14 protein-coding genes are annotated in these 15,400 nt (G+C 69.6%); 4 read left to right on the forward strand and 10 right to left on the reverse strand.

Annotated features, from left to right (window positions below; translation table 11 throughout):
* Nucleotides 1-18: 18 nt before the first annotated feature.
* A complete protein-coding gene (locus ACFV2O_RS29625; RefSeq protein WP_379254706.1) occupies nucleotides 19-780 on the reverse strand; it encodes an SDR family NAD(P)-dependent oxidoreductase in 762 nt (253 codons plus the stop codon).
* A 536-nt stretch (nucleotides 781-1,316) separates the two neighbouring features.
* Between ACFV2O_RS29625 and ACFV2O_RS29630 the strand changes: the two genes are divergently transcribed.
* Together ACFV2O_RS29630 and ACFV2O_RS29635 are read left to right on the forward strand one after the other, a co-directional pair.
* A complete protein-coding gene (locus ACFV2O_RS29630) occupies nucleotides 1,317-3,449 on the forward strand; it encodes an Hsp70 family protein (RefSeq protein WP_379254707.1) in 2,133 nt (710 codons plus the stop codon).
* Between the two features lie 97 nt (nucleotides 3,450-3,546).
* On the forward strand, nucleotides 3,547-4,341 hold the full coding sequence (locus ACFV2O_RS29635) for an HAD hydrolase family protein (protein WP_379254709.1): 795 nt from the start codon (nucleotides 3,547-3,549) through the stop codon (nucleotides 4,339-4,341).
* A gap of 96 nt (nucleotides 4,342-4,437) precedes the next feature.
* Here the strand turns inward: ACFV2O_RS29635 and ACFV2O_RS29640 are convergent, their stop codons facing one another.
* Nucleotides 4,438-4,848 (reverse strand): VOC family protein, encoded by a 411-nt coding sequence (locus ACFV2O_RS29640; RefSeq protein WP_379254710.1) that lies wholly within the window; start codon nucleotides 4,846-4,848, stop codon nucleotides 4,438-4,440.
* A 98-nt stretch (nucleotides 4,849-4,946) separates the two neighbouring features.
* Between ACFV2O_RS29640 and ACFV2O_RS29645 the strand changes: the two genes are divergently transcribed.
* Entirely contained in the window at nucleotides 4,947-5,915 is a 969-nt protein-coding gene (locus ACFV2O_RS29645) for a helix-turn-helix transcriptional regulator (RefSeq protein WP_379254711.1), read from the forward strand.
* A 249-nt stretch (nucleotides 5,916-6,164) separates the two neighbouring features.
* Here ACFV2O_RS29645 and ACFV2O_RS29650 read toward each other — a convergent pair whose 3' ends face one another.
* The gene (locus tag ACFV2O_RS29650) at nucleotides 6,165-6,848 is read right to left on the reverse strand and encodes an SGNH/GDSL hydrolase family protein (RefSeq protein ID WP_379254713.1); all 684 of its coding nucleotides are present in this window, start codon (nucleotides 6,846-6,848) and stop codon (nucleotides 6,165-6,167) included.
* A gap of 8 nt (nucleotides 6,849-6,856) precedes the next feature.
* Nucleotides 6,857-8,269 carry an MFS transporter gene (locus ACFV2O_RS29655; RefSeq protein ID WP_379254715.1) on the reverse strand — a complete coding sequence of 471 codons (1,413 nt, stop codon included), beginning with the start codon at nucleotides 8,267-8,269 and terminating at the stop codon, nucleotides 6,857-6,859.
* A 101-nt stretch (nucleotides 8,270-8,370) separates the two neighbouring features.
* Here ACFV2O_RS29655 and ACFV2O_RS29660 point away from each other — a divergent pair, with 101 nt between their 5' ends.
* Nucleotides 8,371-9,003 (forward strand): TetR/AcrR family transcriptional regulator, encoded by a 633-nt coding sequence (locus tag ACFV2O_RS29660; RefSeq protein WP_379254716.1) that lies wholly within the window; start codon nucleotides 8,371-8,373, stop codon nucleotides 9,001-9,003.
* Here ACFV2O_RS29660 and ACFV2O_RS29665 read toward each other — a convergent pair.
* The 6 genes from ACFV2O_RS29665 to ACFV2O_RS29690 form a co-directional block, all read right to left on the reverse strand.
* On the reverse strand, nucleotides 9,000-9,686 hold the full coding sequence (locus ACFV2O_RS29665; RefSeq protein WP_379254718.1) for a hypothetical protein: 687 nt from the start codon (nucleotides 9,684-9,686) through the stop codon (nucleotides 9,000-9,002). The genes ACFV2O_RS29660 and ACFV2O_RS29665 overlap by 4 nt on opposite strands.
* 67 nt (nucleotides 9,687-9,753) lie before the next feature.
* Nucleotides 9,754-10,608 (reverse strand): sirohydrochlorin chelatase, encoded by an 855-nt coding sequence (locus tag ACFV2O_RS29670; RefSeq protein ID WP_379254720.1) that lies wholly within the window; start codon nucleotides 10,606-10,608, stop codon nucleotides 9,754-9,756.
* A 1-nt stretch (nucleotide 10,609) separates the two neighbouring features.
* Nucleotides 10,610-11,905 carry a GTP-binding protein gene (locus tag ACFV2O_RS29675; RefSeq protein ID WP_355072416.1) on the reverse strand — a complete coding sequence of 432 codons (1,296 nt, stop codon included), beginning with the start codon at nucleotides 11,903-11,905 and terminating at the stop codon, nucleotides 10,610-10,612.
* A 1-nt stretch (nucleotide 11,906) separates the two neighbouring features.
* Nucleotides 11,907-12,839, reverse strand: a complete 933-nt coding sequence (gene cysD, locus ACFV2O_RS29680) for a sulfate adenylyltransferase subunit CysD (protein WP_355072418.1) — start codon at nucleotides 12,837-12,839, stop codon at nucleotides 11,907-11,909.
* Nucleotides 12,836-13,552 carry a phosphoadenylyl-sulfate reductase gene (locus ACFV2O_RS29685; protein WP_379254722.1) on the reverse strand — a complete coding sequence of 239 codons (717 nt, stop codon included), beginning with the start codon at nucleotides 13,550-13,552 and terminating at the stop codon, nucleotides 12,836-12,838. Before ACFV2O_RS29685 ends, cysD begins: the two co-directional genes overlap by 4 nt.
* A 20-nt stretch (nucleotides 13,553-13,572) precedes the next feature.
* Complete coding sequence (locus ACFV2O_RS29690) at nucleotides 13,573-15,387, reverse strand: nitrite/sulfite reductase (RefSeq protein WP_379254723.1); 1,815 nt, start codon at nucleotides 15,385-15,387, stop codon at nucleotides 13,573-13,575.
* Nucleotides 15,388-15,400 lie beyond the last annotated feature (13 nt).

A 15,400-nucleotide genomic window follows, 5' to 3' on the forward strand; every position in this document is an offset into this window, starting at 1 on the left:
CGGTCCCACGTCCAGAGGTCACCGTGCGGTGAAGCCGCCGTCGATGGCGAGTGCCGCACCCGTGACGAAACTGGCTTCACCGCTGAGCAAATAGGCGCAGAACGAGGCGATCTCCTCCGGCGTCGCGATGCGGCCGAGCGGGTGCAGCGCCGCGATGGCAGCCACTCCTTCGGGCGTCGCGCCCATCGAATTACGGAACGCCGGGGTGTCGACCGCCCCGGAGACCAGTGCGTTCACCCGCACTCCCTGATCGGCGGCTTCGAGCGCCACCGCACGCGTCAAGCCGACCACTCCGTGTTTGGCGGCGACGTACGGCGCCACCGAGCCCATGCCCACCACACCCAGATTCGACGCGTTGTTCAGGATCGCGCCGCCGCCGGAGGCCGCCAGCGCGGGAACCTGATGCCGCAGGCCGTAGAACACGCTGGTGAGATTGAGCTCGAGATCGGCGCGCCAATCCGCCTCGTCGATCTCCGCGACCGGGCCGAAGGCGTGCACCGCGCCCGCGTTGTTGAACGCGGCGTCCAGGCGGCCGAATTCGGATACCGCGGCGTCGGTCAACCGGGCCACGTCCTGTTCCACCGTGACGTCGGTCGGCACGAACAGCGCGCGTCCGCCGGCCGCGCGGATGTCGGCGGCCACCTGCCCACCCGCGTCCTTGCCGCGTGCGCCGAGCACGACCGCGGCGCCTTCGCCCGCGACCCGCAGCGCGACGGCCTTGCCCACGCCCGAGGTCGCGCCGGTGACCAAGACGACCTGCTCCGCGAACCGTGTTGCCATCGTTCGATTTCCTCTCACTCTCGCGATCGCACCTCCGTGGTGTGACCCGATGTCGAGTCAAGCCGGACGCGAACGAGGGTGCTGGCGGTAATCGGACATCTAGTTGATGTGTCAATTGAATGCCGTCTCGTGGTGGCGTGCCGAGATGCACGGATTTGGCAAGGGTTTGGTTACCTACCGGTGGGTGTCCGTCGAGCGGTGTGCTTTCGGTGGGGCAAACCGGCGAGCGGTCGGATTTTCTCCTCATATCGAGATCGCTGTATGGTAGCGGAAATGCTGTGGGCTCAGTCTGATTCGTGATGTCGAGCGGGCTGGACGCGGGCGTCCACTCGTATCTACCTGGCAATTCGGACGATTATTGCTATCGGTCGAACATTCCGTATCAATTGCGCATCCACGTCGATGCGAAACAGCTAACCTGTGGTGGCTGTTTGGAAGACGACCGCGGCCACAGGGGAACGCCATGTGATGGACGTGGTCACGGTGCGTTGACGGGATAGCGAATGACTACAGGTCTGGGTTTCAGCATCGGTGCAGTGAATTCCGTGACGGCTTCGGTCAGCGCGGATCGGCCACGACCGGCGGTGCGGTCTCGCCGCACCGCGGTGACCTTCGACAGCGCGGGTGGACTGCGCCTCGGCGGGATACCGCAATTCAGCATGGCGGTCACGGATTTCGCCGATCTGAGCCGTGATCCGGAGGCCGTGATCGTCGGCGGCCGCATCTGGTCGCCGGCCAATCTCGTCGCCGCGGTGGTCAACGAGCTCAGGGCGGTCGAGCCGGACGCGTCCGAGGCGGGCGTCGTGACCACCTACCCGGCGGTGTATTCCGACAAGCAGGTCGCGTTGTTGCGCCAGGCGCTGGACCTATCCGGGGCGAGCGACGTGCTGCTGGTGCCCGAGCCCGTCGCGGCGGCGGAATGGCTGGAACACGAGCACGGCCCGCTGGATACCGATTTCGTCTTGATCTACGACCTCGGCGGCACCAGCCTCGATGTGAGTATCGTGCGCGTCGGGCCCGACTGGGACAACCATCCGATGATCGGGAAGCCGACGCGCTCCCACGATTTCGGCGGCAGGCCGCTGGGATCGATGATCGCGCGGTACGCCCCGGACGTCTCGCGCGCCGGACTGTCGATGACATCGATCGTCGACATCGACGGACTGCGTACCGCGCATGTGCAGGACTCGCTCCAATTGGTCCGCGACTGTGTGCGGGAAGCGGGCATCACGCTCTCCGATATCGGGCGTGTACTGCTGGTGGGAGGGGCGTCGCGGCCTGCGGAGGTAGCGCGCACGCTCGCCGAACTCGGCCGGCCCGTGCTGATTTCGGCCGATCCGGGGCAGACGATCGCCGCGGGCGCCGCGCTGATGGCGGCGCGCACCATGGCGCTCGGTGCGTCGGACCGCCGCGCCGCCGCGCCTCGCGTGGCGGTGTTCTCCAGTGCCGCGGTGGTCTCCGCGGTGGCCATGTCGGCCGTGACCGTCTTCGGCGGATCCATGGTTCCCGAGCTGGCGCCGATGCTCGAGCATCTTCCCCAAATCAGTTTCCCGACCGATAGTCTGCTGGTCGACGTCGGAAGCGAGCACCTCGCCGAAGCCTGGTCCCGGATGGCCGTGCCCGCCGCATGGAACTCGGGCCGGGCGCTGCCCTCGCTGCTATCGCAGCCGACTTCCGCGTATACCCGATTCATCACACCTGTTCCGCGCAGCACCGGTTACGGTCCGTCGGTGGCCGAGTCCAGGATCGGCTCGCACCGGGATCCGCGAAACTGCTGCGCCCCTGGGGGCCTGCGCTACCGGGGATATGGCGATCCCGCCTATTTCGTGAATCCATTGCCGTTCGCTCCGGTGGTTCGTCCCGTGCCCGGAGACATCGTGCAGCCGCCCGTTCCCGGACCGGCTCCTGGTCTGCCGCTGCCGGGGCAGGCACCCGGGTCTGATCTGCCCGGACGGCCGCCCGCGCCGGGGCAGGTATCCGCTCCCTGGTCGGGCACGCCGGGCTCCACCGGTCCGGTATCGCAGAACGGCTCGAAGCCTGCGGAGGGGACGGCGCCGGGGAGTTCTGCGGGCAGTCCGTCGACCGGAAGGTCGGACTCATCGGGCGGCGGTACGGCAACGGGCGAGCACGGCGAACCCTCCGCATCGAATTCGTCCTCTTCCGGGCCGGCGAGCCCCGGGAGTTCCTCGTCCGTGGGGACCGACGGAACATCCACCTCGTCCGGCGGGAGCGCGTCGAGCGGTGGCTCGACGAACGATTCCACCGCGCACGAATCCTCCGACGACTCGCCGGGCGGGTCGACCGGTGGATCGTCGTGGGGAGGGTCCCCCGGGCACTCCACGACGCACGGATCGTCTTCGGCTGGGCCGGCCGGTAACTCGTCGTCGGACGGGTCGGCCGGTATTCCGTCGACCCATGGCTCGTCCGCCGGCGGCTCGGCTGACACTTCGTCGGCCCACGGCTCGGGGGCGTCGGCCGGTAATTCATCGAGCGGGCGGCCGGGCGGCGCGTCGTCGGCGGGCGGCCACTCGGGTGGGAACCCCTCGGGCGCTTCGTCGTTCGGCGGCTCGCCGGGCCGATCCGGCTCGATCGGTGGGTCGGCAGGCGGGTCGTCCAGAGGAGGCGCCGGAGGTGCGGGCGGTGTCGGCGGCGGAGGGCGCGGTCGATAGCGGCCCAGTCCCGGACGGTGAATTGCCCGGTGGCGGTGCGGGTCTGGTCGCGCCGGATTCGACGGCGGGTGCGGCGGCCGCGAGGCACAATGGGTTGATGGCATCCGGGGGTCCCCAGCTGATCGCGCTGGACGTAGACGGGACGCTGCTGGATACGGGAACACCGATCAGTGCGCGGGTGGTCGCGGCGGTGCGCGCGGCCGTGGCGGCGGGTGCGCATGTCGTGATCACCACGGGACGCACGCTGCTGACCACACGTCCGGTGCTCACCGAACTCGGTCTGCGCGACGGACATGCCCTCTGCTCGAACGGCGCCGTGCAGATCGACGTGGCCAGGGGCGAACCGGTGGCGATCCAGGCGTTCGACCCTGCGCCCGCGATCACCGCGCTGCGCGCGCTGTTTCCCGCGATGATCTTCGCCGTGGAGAAGGTCGGCATCGGCACCTGGGCCACCGGAGCGAGTCCCGGCGAATTCTCGCTCGGCGAGTATCTGCTCGTCGACCATCACGCGTTGAGCAGCGAACCGACCCCGCGACTGAACGGCTGGCTGCCGGATGGTTCGCTGGAGGAGATGTTGCTGGCGCTGCGGTCCTTGCGCGTGCCCGGCGCGAGCTGGGTGCACGGCGAGTTCGGGCCGTGGCTCACCGTCTGCCGTCAGGGCGTGTCGAAGGGTTGGGCGCTGGAACAGCTCCGCATCGCACTCGGTGTCCCGGACGAAGCGACGCTGGCCATCGGCGACGGCTACAACGATCGGGAAATGCTGCGCTGGGCGGCGCACTCGGTCGCGATGGCGAACGCGCCCACGGACGTTCGCGACCTGGCGGACGAAGTGACCGGCCACGTCTTGGACGACGGCGTAGCCACCGTCCTGGAACGCTGGTTCCGTCCCTGATCTTCCGATCGGGTCCGCTTCGAGCGGGACGCGCCCGGAGTGCGCGGCGTGGTGTCCGTCGAGAGGATACGGGCAGCACGCCGCCGTACTGCTGCATTACGCGGGACCGGTCTCCGCGAGTATCTGGAGGTAGTGCGGGTTGGACATGAGGCCGAGGACGTTGCCGAACGGGTCCACAACGGCGGCGGTGACGAAGCCCTCTCCGTTGCCGCGCGGGGTGATGGGATCGTAGACGGTCGCGCCGAGTTCCAGCAGCCGGTCGAACGTCGCCCGCACGTCGTCGACGTGCCAGTTGACGATCGCGCCGCCGGGGGCGTTGCGTGCTCCGGCGGGCGCGTAGGCGCGGTTCACGATGCCGAATTCGTGCTGGTAGTCGCCGATGCGGAACTCGTAGTAGCCGTTGGGCACCTGGTAGTAGGGCTCGGCGCCGAAGAACCGCGCGTACCAGTCCTTGGCGGCCTCGAGGTCGTCGGCGTAGAAGGTGCTCGTCGCCATTCCGCGCAGCATGGTGGTCTCCTTCGAATCGTTCTCATCCGTACTCGTAGATCCATCATCCGAGTAAAAGTGCGCACCGAATGAGCACTTTTGACGGAAGAATTGTGCGTATGCGAGCGGACCGATTGGTGGCGATCCTGCTGATGATGCAGACCCGAGGGCGGGTGACGGCCGCGCAGGTCGCGGCGGAGCTCGAGACCTCGGTCGCCACCGCGCGCCGGGATCTCGAGGCGCTGTCGGCCGCAGGGGTGCCGGTGTATCCGCAGCCGGGGCGTGGCGGCGGCTGGTCGCTGGTGGGCGGTGCGCGCACGGATCTGACCGGGCTGACGGCGGGCGAGGCGCGGGCGCTGTTCCTCTTGGCGGGTCCCTCCGCGGGCGCGGTGCCGGAAGCCAAGTCGGCGCTGCGCAAGCTGGTGCGCGCGCTGCCGCAGACCTTTCGCGGCGAAGCGGAGGCCGCGGCCGATGCGGTGGTGATCGATCCCGCGCGCTGGGGTGCGACCGATCGCGAGCTGCCCCCGCTGGTGTCGCTGCTGCAACGCGCTGTCGTGCAGCGGGAAAAGGTCCGGCTGCGCTATGCGAACCGGACCGGGAAGCGGTCCGAGCGTCTCGTCGATCCCTGGGGCCTGGCCGACAAGGACGGTGTCTGGTACCTGATAGCCGGAACCGAGCGGGGTCGGCGGACTTTTCGCGTCGATCGGATCTCCGAGGCGTCTTGCACCGGTCAACCGGCCCACCGCCCAGCGGATTTCGATCTCGCCGGCGCCTGGGAACAGGTGGTCGAGGAGATGGAGCAGCGGCGCGCGACCCTCGCCGCCACCGTGTTGATCTCCGAGCGTCTGTTGCCGATCCTGCACGACCAGCAGGGGCGGAACTGTGTTGTGGACGGTCCGATTGCCGACGGCCGCATCCAGGTTCGCGTCACCGCTCCCACCGCCTGGATGCTGGCCCAGCAGCTGGCGGGCTGGGGCGCCTCGATCGAGGTCCTCGGCCCGCCCGAGGTCCGCGCCGAATTGGCCGGCCTCGGCGCCGAACTGGTCGAACGGTACGGATCGGACGGCCGGTCCGGCGCGGCACCATGACACTGTCCTGGGTAGATCGCAGGCATCGAAAGCGGGTTGCTCCGCCGTCGCAGCGGACCCGGGTTCGGTCGCTGCCCGCGAGGGCCTGGCCGGAGACGGGGCGTGTCGTCTCGAATACCGCCGTGATCCTGGAACGGAGCGGTGGCGTCGTTCGCCTCGATCGGCGCCCACAGCGCATTGCACTCGGTTGTCCGCCTTTCGAGATGTGGTGGAGGCACCCGACCGCCGGCGCCTCCGCCACGTGTCCGGTCAGCGCGACACGAGAACGTGTCCGGCCAGCGTGCGCACCATGTCCGAGGCGAGTACGGCGTGACCGCTCATGCTGAAGTGGATGAGGTCGGCGCTCATCAGGTCGGGCCGCAGGCGCAGCGGGTGGTCCCATAGTTCCAGCAGGAGCGCGTCGTAGCGGGCGGCCAGTTCGCGGACCAGGTCGTTGAGCGCGGCCATCCGGTCGCGCATCGGACGCATCGGCGCCATGCGCTCGATTTCCCAGACGTCGGCGAGGGTGAAGGTCACGATCCGCGCTCCGGTGCGGGCCAGCGTTCCGAACAGCGTGTCCAGGTTGGAACGCAATTCGGCGAGGTCGCCGCCCGGCAGGAACAGGTCGTTGCCGCCGCAGCTGAGATGCACGAGATCCGGACGGAATTCGAGTACGGAGGGCAACTGCTCGGCGATGACCTGGGCGGAGGTGGCGCCGATCCGGCCGGTGTTCAGGTAAGCCAGATCCGGGCGAACCGAAGTGAGCACGGCCGCGACGCGGTCGGCCCAGCCCGCGAATTCGTAACCCGGGCTCGGATCGCCGACGCCCTGCGCGATGGAGTCGCCGAGCACCGCGTAGCGCTGCCACGGGGCGGCGGCGAGCAGACGCCGCTGTTCCGCGGGCGGCAGCAGCAGCGGATCGTTCTCTTCGGTACGAATATCGTTGTCGCTCACGCTGATTCCTAGTTGTCGACGGAGAAGGACGGAGTGCGGGCCGGTAGCGCCGCCAGGCAAGCGGCCACGGCGGCGATGCCCGCGCACACGGCGAAGACGATGTGGAACGCGCCGAGTGGATCGTCGGGACGCGCCGCGAACACGGCGGCGAGCACGGCCACGCCGAGCGCCCCGCCTACTTGCCGCGCGGTCAGATTCATGCCGGTGCCTGCGGCGAACTGCTGCGGCGGAAGAGCACCGGCCGCCGCGGTGCCCAGCACCGTGACGACGAAACCGATGCCGCCGCCGCCGAGCACACCGGCCGGAATCCACGCCGACCACAGGGCTGGAGTGGCGCCGAAGGCATCCGTGCTCATCCACGCGGTGCACGCCACGAACATCAGCGCACCGAGCACGCCGAGCCACCGCCTGGCCGTCGCCGAGCCGATCCGGCCCGCGACGGTCGCCGTCACCATCGACGCGACCGCTCCGATGGTCATGGCTCCTGCGGAGCCGAGCACCGAGTAGTCCCAGATCGCGTCCAGGAACAGCGGTCCCGACAGCAGCCAGGCGAACATGGCCGCGCCGAAGACGAACGAGGTGGCGTTGGCCAGCGCGTAGGACTTGCTGCGCCACAGGTCGACCGCGATCGCGGGTTCGTGATGGCGCGCCGAACGGATGAGGGCGGCCACGACCAGCAGTCCGCCGCCGATCAGCGCGGTCAGTGTCCCCGCCGAGGTCCACCCCCAGCGCTGCCCTTCGGTGACGCCCGCGACCAGCCCGCCCAGCCCGAGCGCCACCGCGAGGGTGCCGAGCGGATCCGGCAGCGCACCGCCGGATCGACGGTCGTCGGGGGCCGGAACGCGCGCCGCCGCCATGATGAGCAGCAGGGCCACCGGAACGTTGATGACGAAAACCGCCCGCCAGTCGAATCCTTCGACCAGCGCGCCACCGAGTGCGGGACCGACGACAGCGGCGAACCCGCCCGCGGCCGACCAGGCTCCGATGGCCGCGCCGATCTTCTCCCGCGGCGTGGCGGCGAGCACCAAGCCGAGAGCGGACGGCACCATCAGCGCCGCCGCGCCGCCTTGCAGCACCCGGCCCGCGATGAGCCAGCCCGCTGTCGGGGCGAGCCCGCACAGCAGGGAGGTGAGGGCGAAACCGGCCAGCGCGCCGAGGAACAGCCTGCGGCGGCCGAGCGCGTCGGCGAGACGTCCGGCCGGGGTGAGCAACGCGGCGAAAGCGACCGCGTAGCCGCTGACGACCCAGGTCAGCGTGGCGGTCGCCGTGCCGGGGTAGTCCCTGGCGATCGACGGGAAGGCGATATTGACGACGGAGAGATCGAGAAAGGCGATGAAGGCGGCGCCGCAGGCGATCAGCAAGGTGCGCGTGGCCGCGGTCGCGGTCGGTGGGCTGTCGAGCCGCACGGACGCGTCGGTCATGGGGAAGTCCTTAGTAGGGGATACAAAACGCACGATCGTTCGTTCAATTAAACTACGACCATACGTTCGTATGTGCAATAGCGAAGTGGGAGAATGACCTCATGACCGAGTCCGTCACCACACGTGACCAGCCGCGCGGCACCGATCAGCGCCTGGCCAAGGGCGCGCGGGCGCGTGCGTCGATCGCCCGCCGCGCCGCCGACGTAGCGTCTGTCGAGGGCCTCACCGGCCTCAGCATCGGCCGCTTGGCCACCGACCTGGGACTCAGCAAGAGCGGCATCGCCACCCTTTTCGGCAGCAAGGAGAGCCTGCAGATCGCGGCGGTGAAGTCCGCGCGGCAGGTCTTCATCGATGAAGTCATCACGCCGAGCCTGAGCGAGCCGGCCGGACTACCGCGCCTGCGCGCCCTGGTCGAGCGCTGGCTGGGTCAGGTGGCCGACCCGGCATTCCCCGGCGGGTGCTTCCGCGTCGCGACCCTCGCCGAGTTCGACAGCAGGCCGGGACCCGTGCGTGACGCCATCGCCGAAGACCGCGGGGACTGGCTCGCGTTCCTGATCAAGGAGATTCGCCGGGCGCAGGACCAGGGCCATTTCGGTGCGCGCAGCGCCGACGCCGTCGCGTTCGAACTGGACGCGGTGATCGCCGCGGCGCACACGGCGCGGCAGATGGGTGACGAGTGGGGCGTCACTACCGCGCGCCACCTCGTGGCGGATCTGCTCGGCCCGGGCGACTAGTCGGCCGGTGAACCGTTGACCAGGTAGTCCAGGTAGGAACCCGGGACCGGGGACAGCTCCACGCCTTCGGCGTCCACGATGTGCGGCCGGATGGTGCCGGTGGGCGTGATCTCGGGGCTTTCGATCAGCACCGTGGTCGCTACCGGAAGGGCGAAGAACTGCACCGCGAACGGCATGGCGGTGGCCAGCTCCAGCAGGGTGGCGTAGTACGACGACCGGTGCGCGTGGTCTTCGAAGCATTCCACCGACCAACCGGAGGACTCGGAGTCGTCCGGCTCGGTGCGCGCCAGCACCAGGACCGGTGATTCGAGTCCGCACGACGAGATGGTGGCTCGCTGGTCCTCGCCGGGAAAGTCGAGGCGATCGGTGAGGCCGACCCCGGCCGCCACTTCGCGCTGGTACCACACATCGCGCAGGGTGCGGTCGATCTGCTCGGCCCAGGTCTGCGCGTCGGTGCGTTCGGCCAGCCCCAATGTGCCGTCGTCGCGACCGCGCACCCGGACCAGATTCCAGCCGATCCGGATCGTCTCGCCGGGGTGGTAGCGCGTGCCCGCCGCGACGGTGGACTCCAGATACGACAGCAGCCAGTTCTCCATGCCGGGCAGCCGCGGCTCGGTGAAGAGAATGGTGAACTCGGGATGTCCGTGGCTGGCGCAGGAGGTGGTGCGGAACGACTCGGCCATGCCACGTTCCTAGCACGCGACAGCGTCACGCGGGCGCGCCCGCCCGGGAACCGCCGCGAACGCCCGGTCAGGCCGAGAGCGCGCGAGTATCCGCGATCGCCGCGTGATAGCGATCCAGGATGACCTCGGTGAGGGCCGGATGCGCGCCGAGCACATCGGCGTGGATCGCCTCCGGCGCCGCGTCGACGAGGCGATCGGTCAGTAATCCGGGTGCGAGGAACCAGGGAGCGACCAGCACGTGCTCGGCGCCGCGAGCGTGCAGTCGCGAAATCGCCTCGGTGACCGACGGTTCGGTGGTCGCGAAGCAGATCTCGGTGCGCCAGCCGGTGCGGTCGGCCAGGCGGGTGGCCACCTCGGCGGTCCGGGCGTTGGCCGCCGCCGACGACGATCCGACCGCCGCGACCGCGACGCCAAGGCGCCGATCCGTGAAGCGGCGCCCGGCGCCGACGGCGAGGACACGGTCGCGCAGCGCACCGACCAGTCCGGCGTCCACGCCGAGCACGTCGGCCTGGGTCAGGCGCAACCCGAGATGGCGGGCACGGGCCGCGGCGAGCAGGCCGGGCAGATCGACCCTGGCGTGGAAGGCGCTGCCGAGCAGCAGCGGCGTCACCACCGCGTGCGTGTGCCCGTCGGCGGCGACGGCATCCACCACCTGTTCGACCGACGGGGCGGTGAGATCGAGGAACGCCGTCCTGACGTCGAGGTCCGCACGAGCGGCGGCGACGGCGCCGACCACCTCCGCGACGGTTGCCGCCGACCGCGGATCGCGGCTGCCGTGGGCCACCGCGATCAGCGCGGGCGGTCGCGCCGGGCTGCCGTCGAGCCCAGGGGCGCTCCGGGAAGTCGCGCAGCCCGGACCGCCCGCCGGGGCGACAGCGCCCAGGACCGGCGGGGCGCCGAACACGGCTCGCGACACCGCCATGTCAGGCCCCGGTACCGACCTCGACGGCGGTCAGCACGTCACCGACCAGACCGGCCGCCAGCGTGTTGCCGCCCGCCGGATCGATCAGCAGGAAGCTGCCGGTGTGCCGGTTGGCTCGGTAGTCGTCGGCCGCGATCGGCTCGGCGACCCGCACCGAGATGCGCCCGATGTCGTTGAGCTCCAGCGACTCCGGGTTCGGGTCGGCCGCGAGGCGCTGCTCGTCGAAGCGCTCCAGCAGCGCGCCGACGATCGCCTGGGTGGTCCGGGTGCCGTGCTTGAGCAGCAGCCGCGCACCGGGGCGCAGCGGCTTGTCACCCAGCCAGCACACGGTGGCGTCGAAGGTGTCGATCGGCTCGGGCGCGTCGGCGGCCGCGGCGATGATGTCGCCCCGCGAGATGTCGACCTCGTCGGCCAGGATCAGCGTGACGCTGCGTCCGGCCTGCGCCACCGCCAGCTCGCCGTCGGGGGTGTCGATCCGCTCCACGGTCGTGCGGATGCCCGACGGCAGCACCACGACCTCGTCGCCGGGAGCGACCGCGCCCGCCGCGATCTGTCCCGCGTAGCCCCGGTAGTCCGGGTGCTCGGCGGTGCGCGGCCGGATCACGTACTGCACCGGGAACCGCAGGCCCAGCTCGTGATCGCCGGTGCTGTCGGCGTCGACCGGCACCGATTCCAGGTGCTCGATCAGCGACGGACCGTCGTAGTACGGGGTGTTGTCCGACCGGGTGGCGATGTTGTCGCCGTGCAGCGCCGAGACCGGGATCTCCAGCACGTCCTCGCTCGACCAGCCCAGCGTGCTGGTGAGCTCGTTGAACTCCGCGGAGATGGCGGCGAACACCGCGGCGGCGTCGTCCACCAGATCGATCTTGTTCACCGCGAGCACCAGCTTCGGCACACCGAGCAGCGCGAGCACGGCGGCGTGCCTGCGGGTTTGCTCGATGACGCCCTTGCGCGCGTCGACGAGCAGGATCACCAGCTGCGCGGTGGACGCGCCGGACACGGTGTTGCGGGTGTACTGCACGTGCCCGGGCGTGTCCGCGAGCACGAACGAGCGGCGCGGAGTGGCGAAGTAGCGGTAGGCGACATCGATGGTGATGCCCTGTTCGCGTTCCGCGCGCAACCCGTCCACGAGCAGCGAGAGATCCGGGGTGGCGAGACCTTTGTCCACCGACGCGCGGGTGACGGCGTCGATCTGGTCGGCCAGAACGGATTTCGTGTCGTAGAGCAGGCGTCCGACCAGAGTGGACTTGCCGTCGTCGACAGAACCGGCGGTGGCCAGCCTCAATAGGTCGGACATGTCAGAAATAACCCTCTCGTTTGCGGTCTTCCATCGCGGCTTCGGAGACGCGGTCGTCGCCGCGGGTCGCGCCACGTTCGGTCAGTCGGGACGCGGCGACCTCGGCGAGGATCGCCTCGTTGTCGGCCGCGTCGGAAAGCACGGCACCGGTGGAGGATCCGTCGCCCACGGTGCGGTACCGCACCGACCTGGTCTCCAGCACCTCGTCCTCACGCGGGCCGCCCCACACGCCGGGCGTCATCCACATGCCGTCGCGCAGGTACACCGGACGCTCGTGCGCGTAGTAGATGCTCGCCAGGTCGATGTCCTCGCGGGCGATGTAGCGCCAGATGTCCAGCTCGGTCCAGTTGCTCAGCGGGAACACGCGCACGTGCTCGCCCGGCGCGTGGCGCCCGTTGTACAGGTTCCACAGCTCGGGGCGCTGTCGCTTCGGGTCCCACTGCCCGAAGGCGTTGCGCAGCGAGAAGATCCGCTCCTTGGCGCGCGAGCGCTCCTCGTCGCGACGGCCGCCGCCGAACACGGCGTCGAACCGATGCTCGCTGATCGCGTCCAGCAGCGGGACGGTCTGCAGCGGGTTGCGGATGCCGTCGGGGCGCTCGGTGAGCCTGCCGTCGGCCAGGTAGTCCTCCACCTTCGCCACGTGCAGGCGCAAGCCGTAGCGCTCGACCACCTTGTCCCGGAACTCCAGCACCTCGGGCAGGTTGTGCCCGGTGTCCACGTGCAGCAGCGCGAACGGCAGCGGCGCGGGCCAGAACGCCTTGAGCGCAAGATGCAGCAGCACGGTGGAGTCCTTGCCGCCGGAGAACAGGATCACCGGCCGCTCGAACTCGCCCGCCACCTCGCGGAAGATGTGGATCGCCTCGGATTCCAGCGCGGCGAGAGTGTCGAAATCGGTGATACCGAGCGAACGTTCGCTACGAATCGTTTCAGTCATGATTGGTGCAACCCGCATTCGGTCTTGGCGAGGCCGGCCCAACGGCCGCTTCTCGGATCGGCTCCCGGCTCCGGCTTCCGTGTGCACGGAGCGCAGCCGATGGACGGATACCCCTCCTCCACCAGGGGATTGACGAGGATGCCGTGCTTTTCGATGTAGTCCTGCATCTCGTCGTCCGACCACGGCGCGATCGGGTTGATCTTCACCAGGCCGAACGCCTCGTCGAACGAGATCAGCGGCGCGTTCGCCCGGGTCGGCGCCTCCACCCGGCGGATGCCGGTGACCCAGGCGTTGTAGCCCGCGAGCGACTTCTGCAACGGGACGACCTTGCGCAACCGGCAGCACTCGTTGGGCTCGCGGGCGAACAGATCCTTGCCCAGCAGCCGATCCTGTTCGGCAACGGAGTGTTCCGGCCGGACGTTGACCACGTTCACCCCGTACACGGCCTCCACCGCGTCCCGGGTGCCGATGGTCTCGGCGAAGTGGTAGCCGGTGTCCAGGAAGAGCACGTCGACGCCGGCGCGCACGCCCGCGGCCAGGTGCACCAGCACGCCGTCCTGCATGTTGGAGGCCACGATGTAGTTCGTGCCGAAGGTGTCCTCGGTCCACCGCAGGAGTTCGGTCGCCGAGGCGCCGTCGAGTTCGGCGGCGCCGCGCGCGGCGATGGCGCGGAGCTCGTCCTCGGACAGCTTTTCCGCGAGTTCGGTTGTCACAATTGATCTCCCGTCGACACTTATCTCAGGTCGGCCTCGTCGGCGCGGACCGCCCACTGGGCGAACCGTTCGCCGTCCGAACGTTGCTTGACGAAGTTGCGCACCACCCGGTCGATGTAGTCGCCGAGTTCCCCGGTGGTCACTTTGTGCTGGCGCAGCTTGCGCCCGAACGCGCTGTCGAAGCCGAGGCTGCCGCCGAGGTGAACCTGGAATCCCTCCACCTGATTCCCGGTGCCGTCGTCGACCAGCTGGCCCTTGAACCCGATGTCGGCGATCTGCGAGCGGGCGCAGGAGTTCGGGCAACCGTTGATGTTGATCGTGATCGGGACATCCAGCTGCGCGTTCAGATCCGCCAGCCGTTCCTCCAGCTCCGGCACCAGCGCCTGGGAGCGCTTGCGCGTCTCGGCGAAGGAGAGTTTGCAGAACTCGATACCGGTGCAGGCCATCAGATTCCGCCGCCAGAGCGAGGGCCGCGCCTGCAGGCCGAGAGGTTCCAGCTCGTCGATCAGCGCGTCGACCTTGTCGTCGGGAACGTCGAGCACGATCAGCTTCTGGTACGGGGTGAACCGGACACGATCGGAGCCGATCCGCTCGACCGCGTCGGCGACCTTGGTCAGGACGGTGCCCGACACCCGGCCCGCGATGGGGGAGAAGCCGACCGCGTTGAGTCCGTTGCGCAGCCGCTGCACGCCGACGTGGTCGATCGGCTTGGTCGGCTGCTCGGGCGCGGGGCCGTCGATCAACTTGCGCTTCAGGTACTCGTCCTCCAGCACCTGGCGGAACTTCTCGATGCCCCAGTCCTTGATCAGGAACTTCAGGCGCGCCTTGGTGCGCAGGCGGCGGTAGCCGTAGTCGCGGAACACCGATACGACGGCTTCCCACACGTCCGGCACCTCGTCCAGCGGCACCCACACGCCCACCCGCTTGGCGAGCATCGGGTTGGTGGACAGCCCGCCGCCGACCCACAGGTCCAGACCGGGGCCGTGCTCGGGATGCACGACACCGACGAACGCGACGTCGTTGATCTCGTGCACCACGTCCTGCTGGCCGGAGATCGCGGTCTTGAACTTGCGCGGCAGGTTGGAGTACTCCTTCTTGCCGATGTAGCGGCGCACGATCTCCTCGATCGCGGGCGTCGGGTCGATGACCTCGTCCAGCGACTCGCCGGCCAGCGGAGACCCGAGCACCACGCGCGGGCAGTCGCCGCACGCCTCGGTGGTCTTCAGGCCGACCGCCTCGATCCGCTTCCAGATCTCCGGGACGTTCTCCACCTCGATCCAGTGGTACTGCACGTTCTCCCGGTCCGACAGATCCGCGGTGTCGCGGGCGAACTCGGTGGAGATCCCGCCCAGCGTGCGCAGTTGCGCGAGGTTCAGCGCGCCGGCGTCGCAGCGGATGCGCATCATGAAGTACTTGGCCTCGAGCAGATCGATGTTCTCGTCACCGGTCCAGGTGCCGTCGTAGCCCTGCTCGCGCTGGGTGTACAGACCCCACCAGCGGAACCGGCCGCGCAGGTCGCCTTTGTCGATGCCGTCGAAGCCGGTCTTGGCGTAGATGTTCTCGATGCGGGCGCGGACGTTGAGGGGGTTGTCGTCCTTCTTGGACTGCTCGTTCGGGTTCAGCGGCTCGCGGTAACCCAGCGCCCACTGACCCTCGGCCTTGCGGCGCACGGGCTTGCCGGTGCGCACGCGCGGTCCGGTCGTGGTCGCCTCGGGACGCGGCCGATCCGGGCGGACGCGGCGTTCGGAGGCCGGGCGTTCGGGGCGCGCGCGGCGCTCCGGCTGGGATTCGGGCGTGGGCTGATCGGTCGGACCGGCGTCGGTGCTCGACGTCATGGGGTCGCTCCTG

Origin of the sequence: Nocardia sp. NPDC059691, from assembly GCF_042733915.1 — a bacterium.
Classification (GTDB): Bacteria; Actinomycetota; Actinomycetes; order Mycobacteriales; family Mycobacteriaceae; genus Nocardia; species Nocardia sichangensis.

What these genes read in the sequence shown, in the direction of transcription:
- ACFV2O_RS29625 (WP_379254706.1), bottom strand. Translation starts at nt 780, where the DNA reads ATGGCAACACGGTTCGCGGAGCAGGTCGTCTTGGTCACCGGCGCGACC.
- ACFV2O_RS29635 (WP_379254709.1), top strand. Translation starts at nt 3,547, where the DNA reads ATGGCATCCGGGGGTCCCCAGCTGATCGCGCTGGACGTAGACGGGACG.
- ACFV2O_RS29640 (WP_379254710.1), bottom strand. Translation starts at nt 4,848, where the DNA reads ATGCTGCGCGGAATGGCGACGAGCACCTTCTACGCCGACGACCTCGAG.
- ACFV2O_RS29645 (WP_379254711.1), top strand. Translation starts at nt 4,947, where the DNA reads ATGCGAGCGGACCGATTGGTGGCGATCCTGCTGATGATGCAGACCCGA.
- ACFV2O_RS29655 (WP_379254715.1), bottom strand. Translation starts at nt 8,269, where the DNA reads ATGACCGACGCGTCCGTGCGGCTCGACAGCCCACCGACCGCGACCGCG.
- ACFV2O_RS29660 (WP_379254716.1), top strand. Translation starts at nt 8,371, where the DNA reads ATGACCGAGTCCGTCACCACACGTGACCAGCCGCGCGGCACCGATCAG.
- ACFV2O_RS29665 (WP_379254718.1), bottom strand. Translation starts at nt 9,686, where the DNA reads ATGGCCGAGTCGTTCCGCACCACCTCCTGCGCCAGCCACGGACATCCC.
- ACFV2O_RS29670 (WP_379254720.1), bottom strand. Translation starts at nt 10,608, where the DNA reads ATGGCGGTGTCGCGAGCCGTGTTCGGCGCCCCGCCGGTCCTGGGCGCT.
- ACFV2O_RS29675 (WP_355072416.1), bottom strand. Translation starts at nt 11,905, where the DNA reads ATGTCCGACCTATTGAGGCTGGCCACCGCCGGTTCTGTCGACGACGGC.
- cysD (WP_355072418.1), bottom strand. Translation starts at nt 12,839, where the DNA reads ATGACTGAAACGATTCGTAGCGAACGTTCGCTCGGTATCACCGATTTC.
- ACFV2O_RS29690 (WP_379254723.1), bottom strand. Translation starts at nt 15,387, where the DNA reads ATGACGTCGAGCACCGACGCCGGTCCGACCGATCAGCCCACGCCCGAA.